The organism is Vreelandella sp. 162(4c), from assembly GCF_058152265.1.
Genome location: NZ_CM176981.1, coordinates 5,008,453 through 5,028,170, shown reverse-complemented (window position 1 = coordinate 5,028,170; position 19,718 = coordinate 5,008,453). Strand labels below are relative to the sequence as shown.

Below are 19,718 nucleotides of genomic sequence, written 5' to 3'. Positions count from 1 at the left end.
ACCAAAACTTAGCCGTCAGTGGGGTTTTTCTACAGGCTCAACGCTTTGCTCACCGGAAAATTGGGAGCGTAGCGAGTAATTTTTCCGAGTGCAGCAACTTGTTAGCCATTCTCATGGCAGAGTGCTCACTCGATCGACGCCTGCGAGAGCGCAGATTTCGCTGATGCACTTATCCAAGTTCTTATAAATTTCAGTCCCGGTAAAACGCAATACATGCCAGCCTTTACCAAAAAGCCAGCGATCCCGCTGAGCATCATGGGTTCGCTGATACTTTGTCTTGTGGTATTCGTGTCCATCGAGCTCGATCGCAATCATTTGTTCAGGTATAGCGAAGTCGAGTCTGTATTTCCCAACTTTGTGCTGCGGGTAAATGTGCAGATCAAGGAACGCCAGCTCATAAAACATCTGTTCAAGAGGCGAGTCGAATATATTTGGGCTGAAGGCATGGCGAATAGCAGGGTCGCGGTTGAGGAGTTTTGAGATAATTTCCTCTCCCTCAAATATCGGCAGGATGAGCTCACCATCTTCCGTAGCTCTAGCTTTGGTGCGATCTATTGCGGGGACGAGCTGCTCCGGAGATGCAGCGTAATACATATCTACAATTCGACACCCAATACAGGGACAATTGCCAGATTTGCACCCTTTAGATATCACTCGCCTATCGACGGTTGGCGACATATATGAGTGAGTGAAGGTCCCATCTGGTTCTGACTTAACAATAAGCAAAGCCTCTGGAGTTCGAAAAATCTTATCAAGCTTTTGCTTTGTTATCGTTCCCTTGTAGCTCTTGTATTTCTCACGTTTCAAGCCGTATAAGAATACACCACCTTCTTCGGTGAAAGGGTAAGCAATCAGATTCGATTCAAGTTCTTCACATAGCTCAATATCAACTACAGAGAACTGCTGCTCATTGTTTCCAATGGTAGCCTGCAGCAGTACACAACCCATACAACCACAGCCTCTACCCTTACAGTCCTTGGTAAGCACAAAATCCCCAAAGTGTTCAGAGAAGATCACAAATATTCTTCGAACATCTTCGGAATACACAACAACGTAATTATCAGGAGTCATGTCGGATTACCAAAATGGCTAATGCCCGGCTCACCGAGCAAATTTTGATGGCGGCTTTTGTGCGTCTTATTGCACAAAATGTGACAGCGGAAATTTGTCCGGTGCAGCCGTTTGTTAGCGCGATTAGCACGTTATCGCACAAATATAGAATTAGACTTGAAGCGAACTATTCGTCTTCTTCCTCTATTGTGCAATCTGGCGTAGATATTTCATCAATCTCATTGTTGTCATCTATGAATACATCTTCACATACAAAGTAAGTATCAAATCCTGAGCGCCTAGCAGTGGCGCTGCCAGTAATTTTTCCGTGCTCTGTGTGCGCTTCGAATTGCACCGTTTCTACAACGTCATTAGGTTCTTTGTAGCCTCCTTGTTCCTCATGATATTCCGTTTTTGTTATTTTTATATCGTCCGTTTCAAATTGTTCATCGGCCACTGTGTACTCAATTGTGCCAATTTTGATGGTCATGATTTTTTTCCTCTTTGTTGCGCTAACAGGTATTAGGCGGCGCGTCCTATGATTGGATGAACGCGCCAGCATTTTTACTTAGCAAATGTAGCCTACCTTTCTGTGTATAACCACATGATTCTAAATTAAATTAATATTAATTAGGCTGCATTTGCTGAATTCACACGCTTGCACGTTTTGCCAAGCTCAATAATACTGTATGCATATCCACCACCAGGAGACAGACAACCAAATGGATATGCAAAGCAGGCCTCCGAAACTAATGGATCGTGTGAAAGCTGTTATGCGAGTAAAGCGCTACAGCCCACGTACTGAAAAAACATACTGTTACTGGATACGTTATTTCATTCGCTATCATGGGCTGCGACACCCAGCCAGTATGGGCTCTTCTGAAGTCCAAGCTTTTCTTGAGCACCTTGCCGTAGAGCGATATGTGGCTGCAGCTACACAAAACCAAGCGCTTAATGCTTTAGTATTTCTGTATCGTCATATCCTTGATATGCCATTGGGTGATATTGGCGCCTTTTCACGAGCTAAACGCCCGCGTCGATTACCTGTCGTGCTTTCTCACGAAGAGGTTATGCGCGTGTTAAATCGAGTGTGTGGGCCTATGAATTTGATAGCCACCCCCTGACCTGAGGAAGGAATTTGCCGGTGTGCGCTGCCTTTTAGGCTAATGAGCTAAAACGAAAGCACGCTACCGCCAAGGCGCACCTGGGTTACGTTAAAACGCTCCAGTTACGACCGAATCTGACTAATTAATCATACCTTATTCATAAATTTGGATTAGGTCACGTATCGATGAAAAAAAGTGTTTCCTCTCTGAGGGCAACGGCTCGTTAGTTGCATGGATCTGGCATCGCTGCGCGATGCTCCCGCGGGTGCCTCATTTGCTCGTTCCTCGCAGATTCGTTACCACGCGCTACGAAATGTGGCTACGCACGCAATGGTGCCAGTGTACGAAATGCACTTGGTTAATAACTCGTTGCCGCTGGCCTTCCTTTGCAAATCCGATTAGCCTGCTAATTCACTATTAAGGGTTTGGCATGCAAGAGACGACTTTTCGGCAACGCTTGGCGGGCGTGCTGATTTTGCTTGGTTTGATCGCACAAATTATTGGCTTTACCGGCTGGTTGAACACTGCCCATGCAGTGAGTTATTTGCTGTGGGCGGCGGTTGTGTTGCTGTGGCGAGATATTCCTAAGCGTTCGCGGATTCAGGCGGCCGTACTCATCGCACTCGGTGCGGGCATGCTGCTGGTGGCGCGGTTTGTGTATGGCGCCGAGGTGGATTGGCCCGCTATGTTGCAGGGCAATTCGTTTGTGGCGGCGATGCTGGTGGGCGTTAGTTTTATTTCGCTGATTGGTAAGCAAGGTAATAAGGGCGCGACGGGAAGCCGAGTGACTGGGGCGGGCGGTATTTTACGTACCTGGCTGGGGGTGCACTTTCTGGGCACGATTTTAAATCTGTCTACCGTATTTATGGTGGGCGATAAGCTGGCCCGGCGTGGCCCCCTCACTACGCCGCAGCTGTTGGCGCTTAACCGTGGGCTGAGCAGCGCGGCGCTGTGGTCGCCGTTTTTTGCCTCCATGGGCGTGGTGATTGCGCTGGTGCCCGACGTTGAGTACGCGCAAATTGCCGTGGTGGGTTTTCCCATGGCGATGCTGTCGGGGCTGTTAACTACGCTGGAGCTGCGGCGCCGGTTTGATCTCAGCGAGGTGGATGGCTACTCACTGGCACCACGTAGCCTATTGATGCCGGTAGGTATGGCAGCGTTGGTGATGCTTTTTCACTTTGTGCTCACCCCTACCCTTACCATTGTCAGCATTATTACCTTTCTGCTGCCCAGCGTGGCGGTATTGAGCAACCTACCCCATGGGCCCCGTTTTACCCTGCGACGCATTCGCCAGCACACCACCACGCGGCTACCCGCCATGCGCGGGGAAATTTCGCTGTTTTTAGCCGCAGGGCTATTAACGATTGGGCTTTCAACACTGGTAACAGCCGCGGCAGGCAGCGACTGGACGCTGTTCATCCGCTTTGGCACACCTCAGGCGATGCTTAGCTTTGCAGCGATTACCCTGAGCGCACTGGCAGGGCTTCATCCCATTATTGGAGTGTCGGTGCTGGCCTCGATACTGAACTTACAGAACGGTGAGCAAACCGTATTTGCATTTGTGGCATTAACGTCGTGGGCAGTGGGCACCAGCGTGGGCCCGCTTTCAGGGATCAACCTGTCACTGCAGGGGCGCTACGGGGTGAGCGGCTACCGCATGATGAAAAATAACCTGCTCTACGCAGCAGTCATGAGCCTGCTCTCGCTAGGGGCGATCGCAGGCGTCAGCTTACTGGTTACCTAATCGATCAGGTCTCAATGATTTTATTGGGAAAACGGTAGAAGTAGCGATGGCCACACTGATGGCAAGGCTCCAGGCGCGCAACGGTAGGCAGCATCACCTGGGCATCGCAGTGTGTGCAGGCCATTAGGCCAGGCGCCGCCATCTCACCTTCGCAGTAGTCAGCGCGGGCAGCTTCTAAATCTTCTTCGAAGCGCTCGCGTTCGACCACGCTGCGGTCAGCAATCGAAAGCAGCGACTCCGCCACGCGGCGCGAAAGGCCGTCAATGTCGATGCCCAGCCAGCTGGCTACCTGCTTGCCGGTATCTGCCATGTAGTAGCGCATATCTTTCAGGTCACGCTCTACCCAGGCGCGCAGCAGGGCTAGCTCATCTTTGGTGTACTCCTCTAGCTCCGCTTCAAACTCGACCGCGTCGTCCAAATCCTTCTGCAAGTTTTCCCAGGTTAGCTCATTGGCGCCCCCCTGCATCCGCTCTAGCAAGCGCTCATAGCCTTCGCGTAGGCGATTGTCATTCTGTTGTTCACTCATGGTGCCTCTCCTTTTGTCGACGCGTGCAGTTACCTATCATCGGCTTACCGTTCAAGGATACACCCGCATAGGATACAATCGACCTCACTTATCTGACAGATGTCATCTAACATTCACTTTGCGCCCCTTTTGGGCGAATACGCCAAGGCATTAATAAACCGATGGACGCACACTACAGCCCTCGTGATATCGAACGCGACGCCCAGCAGTACTGGGACAAACATCAGTGCTTCAAAGCCGTAGAGGACGCGAACCGCGAGAAGTTCTACTGCCTCTCCATGTTCCCCTACCCCAGCGGCAAGCTGCACATGGGCCACGTGCGTAACTACACTATCGGCGACGTTGTGTCCCGTTTCCAGCGCATGCAGGGTAAAAATGTCATGCAGCCCATGGGCTGGGATGCGTTTGGCATGCCCGCGGAAAACGCCGCCATTCAGAATCAGGTGCCGCCTGCCAAGTGGACGTACCAAAACATCGATTACATGCGCAATCAGTTGAAGGCATTGGGCTTTGCCTATGACTGGAGCCGCGAGTTCGCCACCTGCGATACCAGCTACTACCGCTGGGAGCAGTGGTTCTTCACCAAGCTGGTAGAAAAAGGCTTGGTGTATAAGAAGATGTCGACGGTTAACTGGGATCCGGTGGATCAAACCGTCCTCGCCAATGAGCAAGTTATCGAAGGCCGCGGCTGGCGCTCTGGTGCCTTGGTTGAGCGTAAAGAGATCCCGTTGTGGTTCTTGAAGATTACCGACTACGCCGATGAGCTGCTGGCCGACCTGGATAAAGTGGAGTGGCCAGAACAGGTCAAAACCATGCAGCGCAACTGGATTGGCAAATCCCGCGGTGTCGAGCTGACCTTTGATGTCAAAGGCGCTGATGGCCAAGCCAATGAGCCGCTGGCGGTTTATACCACTCGCCCGGATACGCTGCTGGGCGTTACTTATGTGGCGGTTGCAGCTGGCCACCCGCTGGCCAAGCAGGCGGCCGAGCAGAACAGCGAGCTAGCTGCATTTTGCGACGAGTGCACCAGGGGTGGCACCTCCGAAGCAGAGATGGCCACCAAAGAGAAAAAAGGCATGCTCACCGGCCATAGGGCGGTTCACCCGCTAACGGGCGATGAAGTTCCCGTTTACGTGGCAAATTTCGTGCTCATGGAGTTTGGTACCGGTGCCGTCATGGCGGTACCTGGCCACGACCAGCGCGACTGGGAGTTTGCCACCAAGTACGGCATTGCCATCAAACCGGTCATCGCCGATGAAAGCGGCCAGCCTGCCGACGTTTCTGAGGCGGCCTACGCCGAATACGGCAAGCTGGTTAATTCAGGTCAGTTTGATGGCCTTGATTTTGAACAAGCCTTTGATGCCATTGCCGCCAAACTGGCGGAGCTTGGTCGTGGCGAAGTCAAAACCAACTATCGCCTGCGCGATTGGGGCGTTGCCCGCCAACGCTACTGGGGCGCGCCAATTCCGGTTAAATACGGCCCGGAAGGTCAAACCGTTCCGCTCACCGATGATGAGCTGCCAGTCTCTTTGCCTATGGAAGTCACCGTAGACGCCTCCGGCTCGCCGCTGAAAAAGATGCCGGCGTTTTCTGACCTGGGCGATGGCTGGACGCGCGAAACCGACACCTTCGACACCTTTATGGAGTCGTCTTGGTACTACGCGCGCTTCTGCTGTGCGGATAACACCGAAGCAATGCTGGATGAGCGCGCCAACTACTGGCTGCCGGTTGACCTCTATATTGGCGGTATCGAGCACGCCATTCTGCACCTGCTGTATGCGCGTTTCTTCCACAAGCTGATGCGTGACTTTGGCTTGGTAGATTCCGACGAGCCCTTCCAGCAGCTTCTGACCCAGGGCATGGTCATTGCGGAAACCTTCTACCGCTCCACTGATAACGGTGGCAAGCAGTGGTTTAACCCCGCTGACGTGGAAGTGAAGCGTGATGAGAAAGGTCGCCCGCTGAGCGCTATCCTTATGAGCGACGGCGAGCCAGTGGAAATGGGTGGCATCGAAAAGATGTCCAAATCGAAAAACAACGGCGTTGATCCGCAGTCGATGATCGACAAGTTTGGTGCCGATACCGTACGCCTGTTCATGATGTTTGCCGCCCCCCCCGAGCAGTCCCTGGAGTGGTCGGATTCAGGTGTAGAGGGCGCACACCGCTTTTTGAAGCGCCTATGGCGTCAAGTCAATGAGCACTTGGCAGCGGGCACGCCCGGCACGCTGGACGTCAATGCACTTAACGACGATCAAAAGGCGCTGCGCCGGAAAACCCACGAGACTATCAAGAAAGCCAGCGACGATATCGGCCGCCGCACCACCTTCAATACCGCTATTGCCGCGGTGATGGAGCTGTCCAACGCTATCGGTAAGTTCGACGATAGCTCTGAACTTGGCCTGGCGGTTAGCCGTGAAGCGCTGGAAGCCTGCGTACTCTTGCTCTCGCCGATTACGCCGCACCTGTGCCATAGTCTCTGGGAAGCGTTTGGCCATTCAGGCCCGGCCATTGAAGCAACCTGGCCGGTAGTAGATGAATCCGCCCTTACCCGCGACAGCATCGAGCTGGTGGTACAGGTCAACGGTAAACTGCGTGCTCGCCTTGAAGTACCGGCAAGCGCAGATAAGGCGTCTATTGAAAAGCTGGCGATGGAGCATGAAAACGTTCAGCGCTTCCTCGAGGGCAACACCGTACGTAAAGTGATCGTGGTGCCCGGCAAACTGGTTAATATCGTGGTGAGTGGATGAACCGACGCACATTTTTAACCGCTAGCATCGCCGCCTCGGCGGCGGTGCTGGTCAGCGGCTGTGGGTTTCGGCTACGCGGCTCTGAATCGCTGCCTACGCTGCCCCCCCTTGCTTTAGAAGGCGACACCAACAGTGCCGTCGCTCAGCAGATCGCCTCTCGTCTTCAGCAGTTAGGCACCCAGGTAGCCGCTGGGGCGCCTTGGAGGGTCACGTTGGGCACGCCTGTTTTAACCGAGCGTCGACTCGGCGGTGATGGCAGAGCAAGCCGCGAGCACGAGCTAACGCTCAGCGCCAGACTCTCAGTTCAGGAGCGAGCATCGAATGCCTATCACATCAATAATGAAACGCTGTCGACGGATACCCGCATTCGCGTTAGCGATGACGACCTCCTTAACCGCGAAACGCTAATGATGGAAGCAGAACAGACGCTTGCACGCCAGTTGTCTCAGCAAATCATTGAGCGCCTTACTTACGTTGAGGGCATGCAGTGAAGGTATTTGCTGATCAGCTACCCGCTGCGTTAGCAAAAAAGCTACCCCGCGTAGTGATCGTAGCGGGGGATGAGCCCTTACAGCATCGCGACGCCTGCGATGCTGTAAGGGCCGCAGCTCGCCAGGGTGGTGTCGAGGAGCGTGAGGTACTCGATGTCGAGCCCAATTTTGCCTGGGGTCGCTTGATGGAAATGTCGAGCAACCTCTCGCTGTTTGCGACCAGCAAGCTACTGGAGTTGCGCTTAGGCAATCACAAATTAGGGCAAGAAGGCAGCAAAGCGTTAGCGCAGTACGCCGAAACTCTGGATAACAGCGATGACGTTCTGCTCATTGGTATGGGCAAGCTTGATGCCAAGCAACAAAAAAGCGCTTGGTTCAAAGCGCTGGATAAACACGGCCTGTTTGTTCCCGTGTGGCCCGTGGATGCTTCCCGCTTAGGCTACTGGCTGCGGGATCGTGCTTCATTGCACGGTCTACAAATTGATCTGGAAGCCGCTCGCCTGCTGGGAGAGCGCACCGAAGGCAATCTTTTGGCCGCTGACCAAGAGTTGCAAAAGCTGGCGCTGATTCACCCCCAAGGTACGCGCTTGAACGTCGAGAGCATTGCCCAAGGAGTGGAGGACAGCACCCGCTTTGATGTCTTCAATTTGGCCGATGCCTGCCTGAAAGGCGAACCCAGCCGCGCTTCGCGCATTGTGAATGGCTTACGCAGTGAAGGCGTTGAAGCGCCTATCGTGCTGTGGGCACTTAGCCGAGAGCTACGCACGCTACTCTCGCTGCATCAGCACCTGGATCAAGGGCAGAGCTTTGAGCACGCTTGCAAAACTCAAAAGCCGATGATTTTTGATAAGCGCCGCCCCGCTTACCAGAAAGCGATTGGCCGCCTGCCCATGAAGCGGCTGCATAAATTGCTTTTAATGGCCCAGCGGCTCGATTTAGCCGTTAAGGGCGCGGCAACGGTACCGCTATGGCCGGGCCTACACGATCTGGCCATGACCATGGCCGGGGGCCGCGGGCTGCTCTCAGAGTCGGCCTGGACCTATCGCATTAGTGCAAATAATTAGCACTTTGCATATTACGCTTAAAAATCAAACCATTTGTTTCTATACTCATTCCTTACCACCCCGACTAGTCTATAAGGAAGAAGACGATGAAAACATTGCGTGCTTACCTCTCTACCCTACTGATTGCAGCGCTGGTTATTACCAGCTTACCCGTTGCCGCTGCACCCACTGCGCCCCAATCAATGGATTTAGTCTCCACCCAATCTGTTTTGGCAGCTGACCGTGCTGGCGCTGATCGCGAACGGATTAACGAGATCCTGGCCCGCGCCGATGTGCAAGATCAGCTGGTAAAACAGGGTGTTGATCTGGACGAAGTCGAGGCTCGCGTTGCATCACTCAGTGATGCTGAAGCACAGCAAATGGCTGATCAGCTTGAGCAACTGCCAGCCGGTGCCGGCGTTGTAGGCGCTTTATTTGCCGTTTTCATTATTTTGCTGGTAACCGACATTCTCGGCCTAACCGACGTTTACCCGTTTACTCGCTAATACAAGGCCGCTCATGACCTACCTGTTTTCCAACGCCCGCTTTGCGGGCGTTTTTATTATGCTGCTACTGCTCAGCGGCTGTGCGCGTAATCCGGTATTACTGCAAAGCACCTATCAAGCCCTACCGCCCCATACAGAAATCACTAGCGTACCGTTTTACGCCCAAACAGAATTTCAGTGCGGCCCTGCCACGCTGGCAATGGTACTCAATCACCAGGGTGTCGACACCGACGTTGAGGAGCTGATTCCTCAAGTATTTCTGCCCGGACGCGATGGCAGTGTGCAGCCAGAAATGCTGGCAACGGTGAGACGTCATGAGCAGCTCGCGTTTCCTATTCGCGGCACCATGGACGCCCTATTAAACCATTTGGCAGCGGGCGACCCGGTGGTCGTTATGCAGAATTTGTCGCTGCCGATTTATCCAATGTGGCACTACGCTGTGGCCATTGGTTACGATTTGCCCAGTGAAACGCTTATTCTGCGCAGCGGCGAGATTGAGCGCCATACCATGTCGTTCAGCCGTTTCGATGCCACTTGGGCACGCACAGAGCGCTGGGGATTTGTGGTGGCCGAACCAGGTACTTTGCCTACAGGTATTACTGCCCGCAACGCCTTAGAAGCGCTTAGCGCCTACGAAGAGGCCCATGGGCCACGCGCCACGCTTTCAAGCTGGCAAGCGTTTGCAAAACGCCATCCCACTAACGCTATGGGGCAGTTTGCGTTAGGCAATGCGCTTTACGCAGATCAACAACCCGGCAACGCACGCAAGGCGTTTGAACGGGCAACCGAGCTGGATGAGTCAATGGGCGCTGCATGGCTAAATCTAGGCCTTTTACTACTGCAAAGCGATGCGCCTGAAGACGCGCGCGAAGCATTAACCCACGCTGCCTCCCTTGATGGTAGCTGGCGAGAAAAAGCAAGCTTAGCCTTAGACTCTCTAAATAACGATTAAATATCAATCACTAACAGCGTTATTAATAATAACGAGCACAAGTATGATCCTGCAATTAGTAAAGTTGTGGGATGGCAGACTCGGCGGGTGAGTGCTTAAGTTGCATAAGGATGAAGTCTTTAAGCTGTTCATTGGATTACCTACCCATTAACGGAGAGGTGCCATGCAGAACTGCCCTTTGCAACGGAAGCACTCTTTTGATGATTACGTGTTTTTACCAAACGTACTCTCGCCTGCTCGGCAGTATACAGAGAGGGGCGGCATCACTGCCTGCTTGCTGATTATCTCATGATGATGCGCCACTTTCTTCGTCAGCCCGGTGGGCGCTTAGCATCCATTTTTGCCGTCCTTCTTTGCGCTATGTCCGCAGTAATGGGCAGCTATGTTTACAGTGCGTGCCAAAAAGCTAGCGCCGATTACACCACGCTAGTGAGTGATATTGTTCTAGCCCAACAGGCCACGCCTCAGTTACGGGCCGCATTAGAGGAAGGCAGCCGCCAGCCTAGCAGCGAACACATTAAATACATCGATTATTTTATTTCACTTTCCAAACAGCATTTAAATAACATACAGAGCAGTATTGAACGCCACCGATATCTCATCTCGGACGTTGAATACCTGCACAATCACTTCAGCGAGCTTAACAATCGCCTTTCAGACTTAACCCAGCAGTCACAGCAAGCCCAACAGCGCCCAGAGCTGATTGATCCGTTACAACGGGTTGCCATGGAGGTAGGCGGCGCTCAGGCTTGGCTATACAACCAGCTGCTAGAAGAAGTGCGCGACACCTCTGTTCAGCAACGTTTGGTGATGCAGCGACTCTCGATTGCGGTGAGTGCGCTATTGGTGTTAATGGTCAGCGCTGCAATTACACTCTGCCTAGCGGTTATTCATCTCCACCGTCAGCGCAACGTCATGCATCAGCTAATGCTAACCGATGAACTGACCGGGCTATATAACCGGCGCCATTTGGTCAATATAGCATCCGCTGCGCTTACCCAAGCCCAGCGCGATCGAGCACCGCTTAGCCTGCTGCTGTTAGATCTTGATCACTTCAAGCAAATTAATGATACCTACGGGCACCCAACCGGCGATGAGGTACTTCGCCAGATCAGTAAGCAGCTTCGCGAGCTTAGCCGTCCATCGGATACATTAGCGAGGATTGGTGGAGAGGAGTTTTGTTTATTGATGCCCAACACCGCTACCCATGATGCGCTTCAGGTAGCAGATCGGCTGCGCCGAGAGGTCGAAGTTAATACGCTGAGCGGTATAGAGCAGCAAGCCAACCCGACTATTAGCATCGGCGTGACGACGTGCCAAGTCGGCTCGCTGACGTTTGAGCAGCTTTATTCGTTTGCCGATAAAGCGCTCTATCAAGCTAAAGCACTGGGGCGCAACCGCGTTGAAAAACTGTTGCCCCTCACTGAGCCGTCACCTGATAACAAACCACAAGCTTACGGCCATACGCTTATTCGCGAATCCAGTGACTCTTAAACGTCTACGACAAAGGCAACTTCTCGGATTAGACGTCTGAAAAAGCCCTCGCTAAAGCTGTGGCTAGAAAACCCGGTTTAAACCATTCTGCGCAGCCACCCGGTACGCTTCTGCCATGGTCGGGTAATTAAACGTGGTATTTACAAAGTACTTGAGCGTGTTGGCATCACCCTCTTGCTGCATGATCGCTTGGCCGATATGCAAAATCTCAGATGCCTGGTCGCCAAAACAATGAATACCGAGTATTTCCAGGGTGTCTTGGTGGAACAGAATTTTAAGCATACCCACAGTATCACCGGTAATTTGTGCCCTGGCGGTATCTTTGAAGAAAGCTTTGCCTACTTCATAGGGCACTTTGGCTTCGGTAAGTTCACGCTCATTGGGGCCGAACGAGCTAATCTCAGGGATGGTGTAGATTCCGGTAGGTACATCACTCACAAAGCGATACTCTTTATCGAGCAACTCATTGCACGAGTTCAAGCCTTGGTCGTAAGCCGCGCTCGCCAAACTCGGCCAGCCAATTACATCGCCCGCTGCGTAGATATGGGAAACCGCAGTGCGGTAGTGCTCATCAACGCTTAGCTGACCACGCCCATTGGCGGTTAAGCCAATGTTCTCAAGGCCTAAGCTGTCGGTATTACCGGTTCGCCCATTGGCCCACAAAAATGCATCAGCGCGAATTTTCTTGCCTGACTTGAGACGCACGACGACGCCTGACTCATCGCCCTCAACGCTCTCGTATTCTTCATTATGGCGAACCAGCACACCGTGCTTACGCAAATGGTAGGAGAGTGCATCGCTAATCTCATCGTCCAGGAACGACAGCAGGCTGTCACGGTTATTAATGAGATCAACTTTGACGCCCAAGCCCGAAAAGATCGATGCATATTCACAGCCAATCACCCCGGCGCCAAAAATCACCAGCGTGCGCGGGGTATGCGAGAGGCTTAATATGGTGTCAGAGCAGTAAATACGCGGATGGCGGAAGTTAATATCCGCCGGGCGGTAAGGGCGAGAACCGGTGGCGATCACGATTTTCTTCGCCACCAGTTCTTCCATGCCTTCCTGGCGGTCACGCACCAACAAGGTGTGCTCATCTTTAAATCGGGCGACGCCATGAAACAGATCAATGCGGTTGCGCGCATAGAAGGTGGTACGCATCTCTACCTGTTTATCGATGGTACCCCTTGAGGCGTTCCATCACTTTGGGGAAGGAGAACCAGCGCGGCTCACCAATATCGCGGAACATACGGTTGGTGTTGAACGCCATGATCTGTTTCACCTGATGGCGCAGCGCTTTGGAAGGAATGGTACCCCAGTGAGTACAATTGCCACCTACCTGAACCTGCTTCTCAATAATCGCTACACGCTTGCCATGCTTTGCAGCGTTGATAGCAGCGCTTTCTCCTGCAGGCCCCGTACCGATCACCACAACATCGTAATTGTGAACCGCCATGCTCTCTGCGTCCCCTTGCTATTTTTGGTCAATCATCCCGTTGCATACAACGCAGTCTTGTTAGCGACGTGTAGCATCATAGCCCAAATCGGCACCACGGCTTTCATCGCTACGGCGGCGCACACCTCCGCGCTTGCGGTTCTCTTCTTCACAAACCTCATCTTTGCCACCGCAAATATCACAGCCATCTTTCATGCCGATTTGATTCAAACCTCCGCAAGAACCGGCAATTGGTTTGCGGCCCATGATGACGCCCACAGCCATCGCACCCATAATCAGTGCCATGAAACCGAATACCAGTAGCCAAATAGTCATATCAACCTCCCCGCTTCACATTGCTTCGCTTTAAATTATTGGCCTTACCTGACGACAACAGTCGTCGTGATAAGTGCCTCACGGTCATTCATCATTAAAGTGATTATACCTTAGCCAAGCCCCTCTTATCAGCGCGGTGATAAGTCATTCCCTGCACAAGGTTATATAAACAAACGGGGCCAGCCCAAAAGGCCAGCCCCGCTTAACGCTACTATCGACTTACGCCGACCGTTTAGCCACCGAAATCATCCAACAGGATATTTTCCGGCTCAACGCCCATATCAAGCAACAACTTGATAACCGAGGCGTTCATCATCGGCGGCCCACACATGTAGTACTCGCAATCTTCAGGTGCTGGGTGATCCTTCAGATAGTTTTCGTACAGCACATTATGGATAAAGCCTGTCGGCCCTTCCCAATTATCTTCCGGCTGAGGATCAGATAGCGCCAGGTGCCACTCAAAGTTAGGGAACTCTTCGGCTAACTGGTCGTACTCTTCGTTGTAGAAGGTTTCACGCCAGGAGCGAGCACCGTACCAGAAGGTAATCTTGCGATCAGACTTCAAGCGCTTCAACTGATCGAAGATGTGACTACGCATCGGTGCCATACCTGCACCACCACCGATAAAGATCATCTCGGCGTCAGTATCACGGGCAAAGAACTCACCGAACGGTCCCATTACGGTGACCTTATCGCCCTCTTTAAGGCTGAAGACATAAGTCGACATCAAGCCAGGCGGATGGTCAGTGCCGGGAGGTGGCGTGGCAATACGGATGTTAAACTTGAGGATACCCTTCTCGTCTGGGTAGTTCGCCATGGAGTATGCGCGAATCACTTCCTCGTTGTTCTTGTGGGAAATTTTGAACATATCAAATTTTTCCCAATCACCCCGATACTCCTCGTCGATATCAAAATCAGAGAACTTGATATCGTAAGGCGGTGCAACGAGCTGTACATAGCCACCGGCGCGGAAGGCGACTTCTTCGCCCTCTGGCAGTTTCAGGTTTAACTCTTTGATAAAGGTGGCAACGTTGGGGTTGGCAATAACCTCACATTCCCACTTTTTCACCCCAAAGACTTCTTCAGGCACTTCGACTTTCATGTCCTGCTTCACAGGTACCTGACAAGAGAGGCGCCAGCCCTCTTTCTTCTCACGCATCGTGAAGTGCGACTCTTCAGTCGGCAGAATAGAGCCGCCGCCCTCTTCAACCCGACACTTACACTGGGCACAAGAACCACCGCCACCGCAGGCGGACGAGAGGAAAATGCCGTTAGCGGCAAGCGTGTTTAGCAGCTTACCACCGGCCTGGGTCTTCAAAGTGTGCTCAGGGTCGCCGTTGACCTCAATGGTCACGTCCCCGCTACTCACAAGCTTGCTGCGCGCTGCCAGAATGATCGCCGTCAAGCTAATAACGATGACCGTGAACATGACAACACCGAGCAAGATGACTGTTGTATCAACCATGTCGGTTTCCTATTGCTGGAGGTTTTCTATTACCCGGCGATGTTTGCCACCGCCGGGAAAAACCGGCTCCGATTAAAGCTGAATGCCCGAGAAGGACATAAAGCCCAACGACATCAGCCCCACGGTGATGAAAGTAATGCCCAGCCCTTGAAGGCCACCCGGCACATCGCTGTACTTCAGCTTTTCACGAATACCCGCCAGGGCGGCAATGGCCAATGCCCAACCGGTGCCCGCGCCAAAGCCATAGACCACGGCTTCGCCAAAGTTATAGCTACGCTCCACCATGAACAGTACGCCACCCAGGATGGCGCAGTTAACGGTAATCAGCGGCAGGAAGACCCCTAGCGCGTTGTAGAGCGACGGTACGTACTTATCAAGGAACATTTCCATGATCTGTACCAGCGCCGCAATGACACCGATGTAGGAGAGCAACCCAAGGAAGGAGAGGTCGATGTTTTCAGCACCGCTAATACCGGTCCAGGTCAGCGCACCTTCCTGTAGCAAGAAGGTATAGACAAGGTTGTTAACCGGCACGGTGACGGTCAATACCACAATCACCGCAATGCCCAAGCCAATCGCTGAGGAGACCTTTTTGGACACCGCCAAGAAAGTACACATCCCCAGGAAGAAGGCCAGTGCCATGTTTTCAACAAACACCGAGGCAACAAAAAGACTCAGATAATGTTCCATGTTACACGGCCTCCTTGGGCTTGGTGTTTTCCTTCATTTTGAACTCATTATCTTCTACTTGCTCAGGGTTAACGGAACGCATTACCCAGATCAGTAGACCGATAATAAAGAACGCTGAAGGCGGTAGTAATAGCAAGCCGTTAGGCACGTACCAGCCACCATTTTGCACGGTCTGGAGGATGGTAATGCCAAATACGCTGCCCGAACCCAGCAGCTCACGGAAGAAACCCACCACCATGAGTACAAAGCCATAGCCGAGGCCGTTACCAATACCGTCTAAAAACGACATGCCCGGCGTATTGGACATCGCAAAGCCTTCAGCGCGGCCCATGACGATACAGTTAGTAATGATCAAACCCACAAATACCGAGAGCTGCTTAGACATCTCATAGGCATACGCCTTGAGAATCTGATCAACCACGATAACCAGCGAGGCAATAATGGTCATCTGCACGATGATACGGATCGAAGAGGGAATATGATTCCTGATCAACGATACGAACAGATTTGAGAATGCCGTTACGAAAATAACCGCCAGCGCCATAACGAGCGATACGCTCATACTGGTGGTTACCGCAAGTGCCGAACAGATCCCCAGAATTTGCAGCGCAATAGGGTTGTTCTGGAAAATCGGCGCTGTTAAAACGCCTTTTGCATTTACGTCCGCCATGATCAGGCCCCCTCAACGTCTTCGAAGTTGGTATCGGTCTCTTCGGCGTCTTCCGGCTCAGTGCCACTGCGGAATTTAGCCAAATAGGGACCGAAAGCTTCTTCGCTCAACCAGAACTGCAGCATGTTAGTCACGCCGTTACTGGTCAGCGTAGCGCCAGATAGCGCATCGACTTCGTATTCGTCACTGGCGCCGCCTTTGGTCAGGTGAATCTCCGGTGAGAGGTCGCCCTCTTCATCGTAAATTTTCTTGCCTTCCCACTGGGCTTGCCAGCGCGGGTTGTTAACTTCTGCGCCCAAACCTGGCGTTTCACTGTGCTCGTAGTAGGTGATACTGACAATAGTATTGCCATCACCCTCTACGGCCAGGAAGCCACGCATCAAGCCCCAAAGCCCCTGACCACGAATCGGCAACACGATCTGTTCCGGATCGTCTTCACTGCCGACCAGATAAACAGTAGCGTAGTTTTCAACCCGTGAAAGGCCCGCGATGTCTTGATCGCCAGAAAGCGTGCGACCCGAGGCCGGGTCACGGGCAGCCTCAAAACTATCGTAGGTATCGGGATCGAACTCATCGGAATACTCACCCGTATCCAGGTCAACGACCCGTGCGATGATCTCATCGCTAAACACCTCTTCAACGTCCATACCCGGCTCATAAAGCTTGGCAACGTTCAAGATGTTGGTTTTACGGTCGAGTTCCTGGTTAAGCTGCTGCATGGGTCGCAAGGCGACCGCCGCGGTCGAGACAATGACGGAGCACACGATACACAATGCAAACGCCACAATCAGGACTTTCTTGATGGAGTTGTTACCTTGTGCCATTAGGCAGTCTCCTCGGCCGGTACGGCGGTTCGCTTCACGCGACGCTTGATGTTGGCCTGGACGAAGAAATGGTCAATCAGCGGTGCAAACAGGTTAGCGAACAGAATCGCCAGCATGATGCCTTCCGGGAAAGCCGGGTTCACAACGCGAATCAAAACAGTCATCACACCAATCAGCGCACCAAACAGCAGACGGCCTTGATTGGTCATCGACGCCGACACCGGATCGGTTGCCATGAAGACCATACCGAAAGCGAAACCGCCGATCACCAGATGCCAGTACCACGGCATGGCAAACATTGGATTGGTATCAGAGCCGATTAGATTAAACAGCGTACTGGTCACCACCATGCCCAGGAGTACCCCCAGCATGATTCGCCAAGAGGCAATTCCCGTCCACAGCAACACAGCGCCGCCGATAAAGATGGCTAGTGTCGAGACCTCCCCGATCGAGCCAGGGATAAAACCGATGAAGGCATCCCACCAGCTAAAGGTGTCGGTCAACGCAGACATACCGTCCTGGAACGCTAGAGAGAGTGCCGTCGCACCAGTATAGCCATCAGCGGCAACCCATACAGAGTCACCGGAGATTTGCGCGGGATAAGCGAAGTAAAGGAATGCACGACCGGTCAGCGCGGGGTTCAAGAAGTTTTTCCCCGTGCCACCGAAGATCTCTTTACCGATCACCACACCAAAGGTGATACCCAAGGCAACCTGCCAAAGGGGGATGGTGGCGGGCAGTACCAGCGCGAAGAGTACGGAAGTGACGAAGAAGCCTTCGTTGACTTCGTGACCGCGCTTGATAGCGAACAGCACCTCCCAGAAACCACCGACCACAAAGGTGACCAGGTAGATAGGTAGGAAGTAGGTAGCGCCAAGGACAAAGTTAGCCCATAGGCTATTCGCATCGTGACCGGACGACAGCGTCATCATAATCGCTTCGCGCCAGCCTCCCATAGAGGCATAGCCCGCATCAATTGCCGTGTTGGCCTGCCAACCAGCGCTCCACATGCCGAAAAACATCGCCGGAAAAGTACACATCCACACGGTAATCATGATGCGTTTAAGATCGATACCGTCACGCACATGCGCGGTGGTTTTAGCCACGCTCGGTGGCGTGTAAAAAATAGTATCTACCGCTTCAAACAGCGGATAGAACTTTTCGTACTTTCCGCCTTTGTGGAAATGCGGCTCGATATTTTGGAGTGTCTGTTGAATACCCATTATCAGGCCTCTTTCTCGATCATGGTGAGATTATCACGCAGGATGGGGCCATATTCGTATTTGCCAGGGCAAACATACGTGCACAGCGCCAGATCCTCTTCGTCCAGCTCCAAACACCCAAGCTGCATGGCAACCTCAATGTCGCCCACGATCAACGAACGCAATAGCTGAGTCGGCATGATATCTAGCGGCATCACCTGCTCATAGGCACCTACCGGCACCATAGCACGCTCGGAACCATTGGTAGAGGTCGTCGGCGCATAGTTGCTGAGCCCCTTAATCTTGGAGATATAAATACCCAAGACCGAGTGACGATTAGCACCAGGAGACAACCAACCCATAAACGTGCGCTTGTTGCCCTCTTCCAGCAAACTCACTTGATTGCTGAAGCGGCCAAGGTAGGTCAACTTACCTTCAGCGGCAAAGCCAGAGAATACCGAACCAGAAATTACGCGAGTGTCCTCGGGTTTGATGACTTCGTTGGTCAGGAGTTCATCTGTACTAGCGCCGACACGGGTACGAATCAGACGCGGATTTTCAGCACGCGGGCCACCAATGGCAACCACACGGTTCATATCCAGCTTCCCTTCTACAAACAACTTACCGAACGCAATAACGTCCTGGTAGCCGATATGCCACACTTTTTTGTGCAGTGCGACTGGAGAAAGGTAGTGAATATGCGTGCCGACAAGTCCCGCAGGATGAGGGCCGGCAAAGCTTTCGGTTTTTACGCCGTCAACATCGCCACCCGGGACTGAGGCATTTTCGCCCGTACATAAGAAGACGTTGCCCTCGGTCAGGCGCGCTAACACCTTGAGGCCATCCTCGAATGCCTGCGACTGCTCGTTAATGATCAACGCAGGGTCAGGGCTAAGTGGATGGGTATCCACGGCGGTTACAAAAATATCGGCCGGGGTGCTATCAATGGCCGGGGTGCGCGAGAAAGGACGAGTGCGCAATGCAGTCCAGAGTCCCGATTCTACCAGTTGGTCGACAACGACCTGACGTTCAAGCTGCGCTAAGGCATTACGATCATGAGCAGCGAATTCGACCGCTCCCTCAGTTTCGTCTACTTTAATTACGACAGACAGCAAACGACGTTTTTCGCCACGGTTTATTGCAAGCACTTCACCGGCAGCGGGCGCTGTATAGCGCACACCAGCAATTTTCTTATCGGTGAAGAGCAATTGGCCCAGTTTGACCTTATCCCCTTCCTGGACTTCCATCGTCGGCTTCATGCCAACGTAGTCGGTACCCAGGATTGCCACGTGGCGCACAGGCCGCGCATCTTCAATACGCTGCTCGGGCGCTCCCGTGATGGGGAGATCCAGGCCTTTTTTGACTTCGATCATAGTCTCGCCCAGTTGTTGGATCGGATATACGAAGGTATGGGGTTCGAATGCTTATTTTCTGCTC

At 52.8% G+C, this 19,718-nt stretch carries 18 protein-coding genes and 1 pseudogene; 8 read left to right on the top strand and 11 right to left on the bottom strand.

Annotation, left to right across the window (positions count from 1 at the left end):
* Positions 1-111 precede the first annotated feature (111 nt).
* Both AC4EYZ_RS23155 and AC4EYZ_RS23150 read right to left on the bottom strand, forming a co-directional pair.
* Positions 112-1,071 (bottom strand): endonuclease domain-containing protein, encoded by a 960-nt coding sequence (locus AC4EYZ_RS23155; protein ID WP_474191622.1) that lies wholly within the window; start codon positions 1,069-1,071, stop codon positions 112-114.
* A gap of 166 nt (positions 1,072-1,237) precedes the next feature.
* Positions 1,238-1,540, bottom strand: coding sequence for a hypothetical protein (locus tag AC4EYZ_RS23150; protein ID WP_474191623.1), 303 nt, complete (start codon positions 1,538-1,540; stop codon positions 1,238-1,240).
* A gap of 232 nt (positions 1,541-1,772) precedes the next feature.
* On the opposite strand from AC4EYZ_RS23150, the gene AC4EYZ_RS23145 reads away from it, so the two are divergent.
* Positions 1,773-2,174, top strand: coding sequence for a phage integrase N-terminal SAM-like domain-containing protein (locus AC4EYZ_RS23145; RefSeq protein WP_427769744.1), 402 nt, complete (start codon positions 1,773-1,775; stop codon positions 2,172-2,174).
* Positions 2,175-2,586: 412 nt separating this feature from the next.
* The gene (locus tag AC4EYZ_RS23140; protein WP_474191624.1) at positions 2,587-3,900 is read left to right on the top strand and encodes a hypothetical protein; all 1,314 of its coding nucleotides are present in this window, start codon (positions 2,587-2,589) and stop codon (positions 3,898-3,900) included.
* Positions 3,901-3,904: 4 nt separating this feature from the next.
* On the opposite strand, the gene AC4EYZ_RS23135 is transcribed toward AC4EYZ_RS23140, so the two are convergent.
* Positions 3,905-4,426 (bottom strand): zinc ribbon-containing protein, encoded by a 522-nt coding sequence (locus AC4EYZ_RS23135; protein WP_009286975.1) that lies wholly within the window; start codon positions 4,424-4,426, stop codon positions 3,905-3,907.
* Between the two features lie 161 nt (positions 4,427-4,587).
* On the opposite strand from AC4EYZ_RS23135, the gene leuS reads away from it, so the two are divergent.
* From leuS to AC4EYZ_RS23105, 6 genes are all read left to right on the top strand, one after another.
* The gene (gene leuS / locus AC4EYZ_RS23130) at positions 4,588-7,173 is read left to right on the top strand and encodes a leucine--tRNA ligase (RefSeq protein ID WP_474191625.1); all 2,586 of its coding nucleotides are present in this window, start codon (positions 4,588-4,590) and stop codon (positions 7,171-7,173) included.
* Positions 7,170-7,664 carry an LPS-assembly lipoprotein LptE gene (locus AC4EYZ_RS23125; RefSeq protein WP_190373119.1) on the top strand — a complete coding sequence of 165 codons (495 nt, stop codon included), beginning with the start codon at positions 7,170-7,172 and terminating at the stop codon, positions 7,662-7,664. The genes leuS and AC4EYZ_RS23125 overlap by 4 nt, the downstream gene beginning before the upstream one ends.
* Positions 7,661-8,728, top strand: coding sequence for a DNA polymerase III subunit delta (gene holA / locus AC4EYZ_RS23120; protein ID WP_141440978.1), 1,068 nt, complete (start codon positions 7,661-7,663; stop codon positions 8,726-8,728). Before AC4EYZ_RS23125 ends, holA begins: the two co-directional genes overlap by 4 nt.
* Before the next feature lie 86 nt (positions 8,729-8,814).
* Positions 8,815-9,213, top strand: a complete 399-nt coding sequence (locus AC4EYZ_RS23115; RefSeq protein ID WP_009286979.1) for a PA2779 family protein — start codon at positions 8,815-8,817, stop codon at positions 9,211-9,213.
* Positions 9,214-9,226: 13 nt separating this feature from the next.
* Complete coding sequence (locus AC4EYZ_RS23110; RefSeq protein WP_474191626.1) at positions 9,227-10,165, top strand: PA2778 family cysteine peptidase; 939 nt, start codon at positions 9,227-9,229, stop codon at positions 10,163-10,165.
* Between the two features lie 288 nt (positions 10,166-10,453).
* Positions 10,454-11,659, top strand: coding sequence for a GGDEF domain-containing protein (locus AC4EYZ_RS23105; RefSeq protein WP_474191627.1), 1,206 nt, complete (start codon positions 10,454-10,456; stop codon positions 11,657-11,659).
* Positions 11,660-11,722: 63 nt separating this feature from the next.
* Here AC4EYZ_RS23105 and sthA read toward each other — a convergent pair.
* The 8 genes and pseudogenes from sthA to AC4EYZ_RS23065 all read right to left on the bottom strand — a co-directional run bounded on the left by sthA (position 11,723) and on the right by AC4EYZ_RS23065 (position 19,654).
* A pseudogene (gene sthA / locus AC4EYZ_RS23100) lies at positions 11,723-13,115 on the bottom strand (Si-specific NAD(P)(+) transhydrogenase).
* A gap of 60 nt (positions 13,116-13,175) precedes the next feature.
* Positions 13,176-13,430, bottom strand: coding sequence for a (Na+)-NQR maturation NqrM (nqrM, locus tag AC4EYZ_RS23095; RefSeq protein WP_022523176.1), 255 nt, complete (start codon positions 13,428-13,430; stop codon positions 13,176-13,178).
* A gap of 232 nt (positions 13,431-13,662) precedes the next feature.
* Positions 13,663-14,895 carry an NADH:ubiquinone reductase (Na(+)-transporting) subunit F gene (gene nqrF, locus AC4EYZ_RS23090; protein ID WP_009286983.1) on the bottom strand — a complete coding sequence of 411 codons (1,233 nt, stop codon included), beginning with the start codon at positions 14,893-14,895 and terminating at the stop codon, positions 13,663-13,665.
* Positions 14,896-14,967: 72 nt separating this feature from the next.
* Complete coding sequence (gene nqrE / locus AC4EYZ_RS23085) at positions 14,968-15,585, bottom strand: NADH:ubiquinone reductase (Na(+)-transporting) subunit E (RefSeq protein WP_009286984.1); 618 nt, start codon at positions 15,583-15,585, stop codon at positions 14,968-14,970.
* Position 15,586: 1 nt separating this feature from the next.
* Positions 15,587-16,255, bottom strand: coding sequence for an NADH:ubiquinone reductase (Na(+)-transporting) subunit D (locus AC4EYZ_RS23080; RefSeq protein WP_009286985.1), 669 nt, complete (start codon positions 16,253-16,255; stop codon positions 15,587-15,589).
* 2 nt (positions 16,256-16,257) lie between these two features.
* Positions 16,258-17,079: a Na(+)-translocating NADH-quinone reductase subunit C gene (locus tag AC4EYZ_RS23075; RefSeq protein WP_009286986.1), complete on the bottom strand. Its 822-nt coding sequence runs from the start codon at positions 17,077-17,079 to the stop codon at positions 16,258-16,260.
* A complete protein-coding gene (locus tag AC4EYZ_RS23070; protein WP_022523175.1) occupies positions 17,079-18,302 on the bottom strand; it encodes an NADH:ubiquinone reductase (Na(+)-transporting) subunit B in 1,224 nt (407 codons plus the stop codon). Before AC4EYZ_RS23070 ends, AC4EYZ_RS23075 begins: the two co-directional genes overlap by 1 nt.
* Before the next feature lie 2 nt (positions 18,303-18,304).
* Positions 18,305-19,654: a Na(+)-translocating NADH-quinone reductase subunit A gene (locus AC4EYZ_RS23065; RefSeq protein WP_490204046.1), complete on the bottom strand. Its 1,350-nt coding sequence runs from the start codon at positions 19,652-19,654 to the stop codon at positions 18,305-18,307.
* Between the last annotated feature and the right edge of the window lie 64 nt (positions 19,655-19,718).

Bases quoted from the DNA above. Each gene is read 5' to 3' on its own strand.
- AC4EYZ_RS23125 (WP_190373119.1), top strand. From the start codon at position 7,170: ATGAACCGACGCACATTTTTAACCGCTAGCATCGCCGCCTCGGCGGCG.
- nqrM (WP_022523176.1), bottom strand. From the start codon at position 13,430: ATGACTATTTGGCTACTGGTATTCGGTTTCATGGCACTGATTATGGGT.
- AC4EYZ_RS23105 (WP_474191627.1), top strand. From the start codon at position 10,454: ATGATGATGCGCCACTTTCTTCGTCAGCCCGGTGGGCGCTTAGCATCC.
- nqrF (WP_009286983.1), bottom strand. From the start codon at position 14,895: ATGGTTGATACAACAGTCATCTTGCTCGGTGTTGTCATGTTCACGGTC.
- leuS (WP_474191625.1), top strand. From the start codon at position 4,588: ATGGACGCACACTACAGCCCTCGTGATATCGAACGCGACGCCCAGCAG.
- AC4EYZ_RS23145 (WP_427769744.1), top strand. From the start codon at position 1,773: ATGGATATGCAAAGCAGGCCTCCGAAACTAATGGATCGTGTGAAAGCT.
- AC4EYZ_RS23065 (WP_490204046.1), bottom strand. From the start codon at position 19,654: ATGATCGAAGTCAAAAAAGGCCTGGATCTCCCCATCACGGGAGCGCCC.
- AC4EYZ_RS23140 (WP_474191624.1), top strand. From the start codon at position 2,587: ATGCAAGAGACGACTTTTCGGCAACGCTTGGCGGGCGTGCTGATTTTG.
- AC4EYZ_RS23075 (WP_009286986.1), bottom strand. From the start codon at position 17,079: ATGGCACAAGGTAACAACTCCATCAAGAAAGTCCTGATTGTGGCGTTT.
- AC4EYZ_RS23150 (WP_474191623.1), bottom strand. From the start codon at position 1,540: ATGACCATCAAAATTGGCACAATTGAGTACACAGTGGCCGATGAACAA.
- AC4EYZ_RS23155 (WP_474191622.1), bottom strand. From the start codon at position 1,071: ATGACTCCTGATAATTACGTTGTTGTGTATTCCGAAGATGTTCGAAGA.
- nqrE (WP_009286984.1), bottom strand. From the start codon at position 15,585: ATGGAACATTATCTGAGTCTTTTTGTTGCCTCGGTGTTTGTTGAAAAC.
- AC4EYZ_RS23110 (WP_474191626.1), top strand. From the start codon at position 9,227: ATGACCTACCTGTTTTCCAACGCCCGCTTTGCGGGCGTTTTTATTATG.
- AC4EYZ_RS23080 (WP_009286985.1), bottom strand. From the start codon at position 16,255: ATGGCGGACGTAAATGCAAAAGGCGTTTTAACAGCGCCGATTTTCCAG.
- AC4EYZ_RS23115 (WP_009286979.1), top strand. From the start codon at position 8,815: ATGAAAACATTGCGTGCTTACCTCTCTACCCTACTGATTGCAGCGCTG.
- AC4EYZ_RS23135 (WP_009286975.1), bottom strand. From the start codon at position 4,426: ATGAGTGAACAACAGAATGACAATCGCCTACGCGAAGGCTATGAGCGC.
- AC4EYZ_RS23070 (WP_022523175.1), bottom strand. From the start codon at position 18,302: ATGGGTATTCAACAGACACTCCAAAATATCGAGCCGCATTTCCACAAA.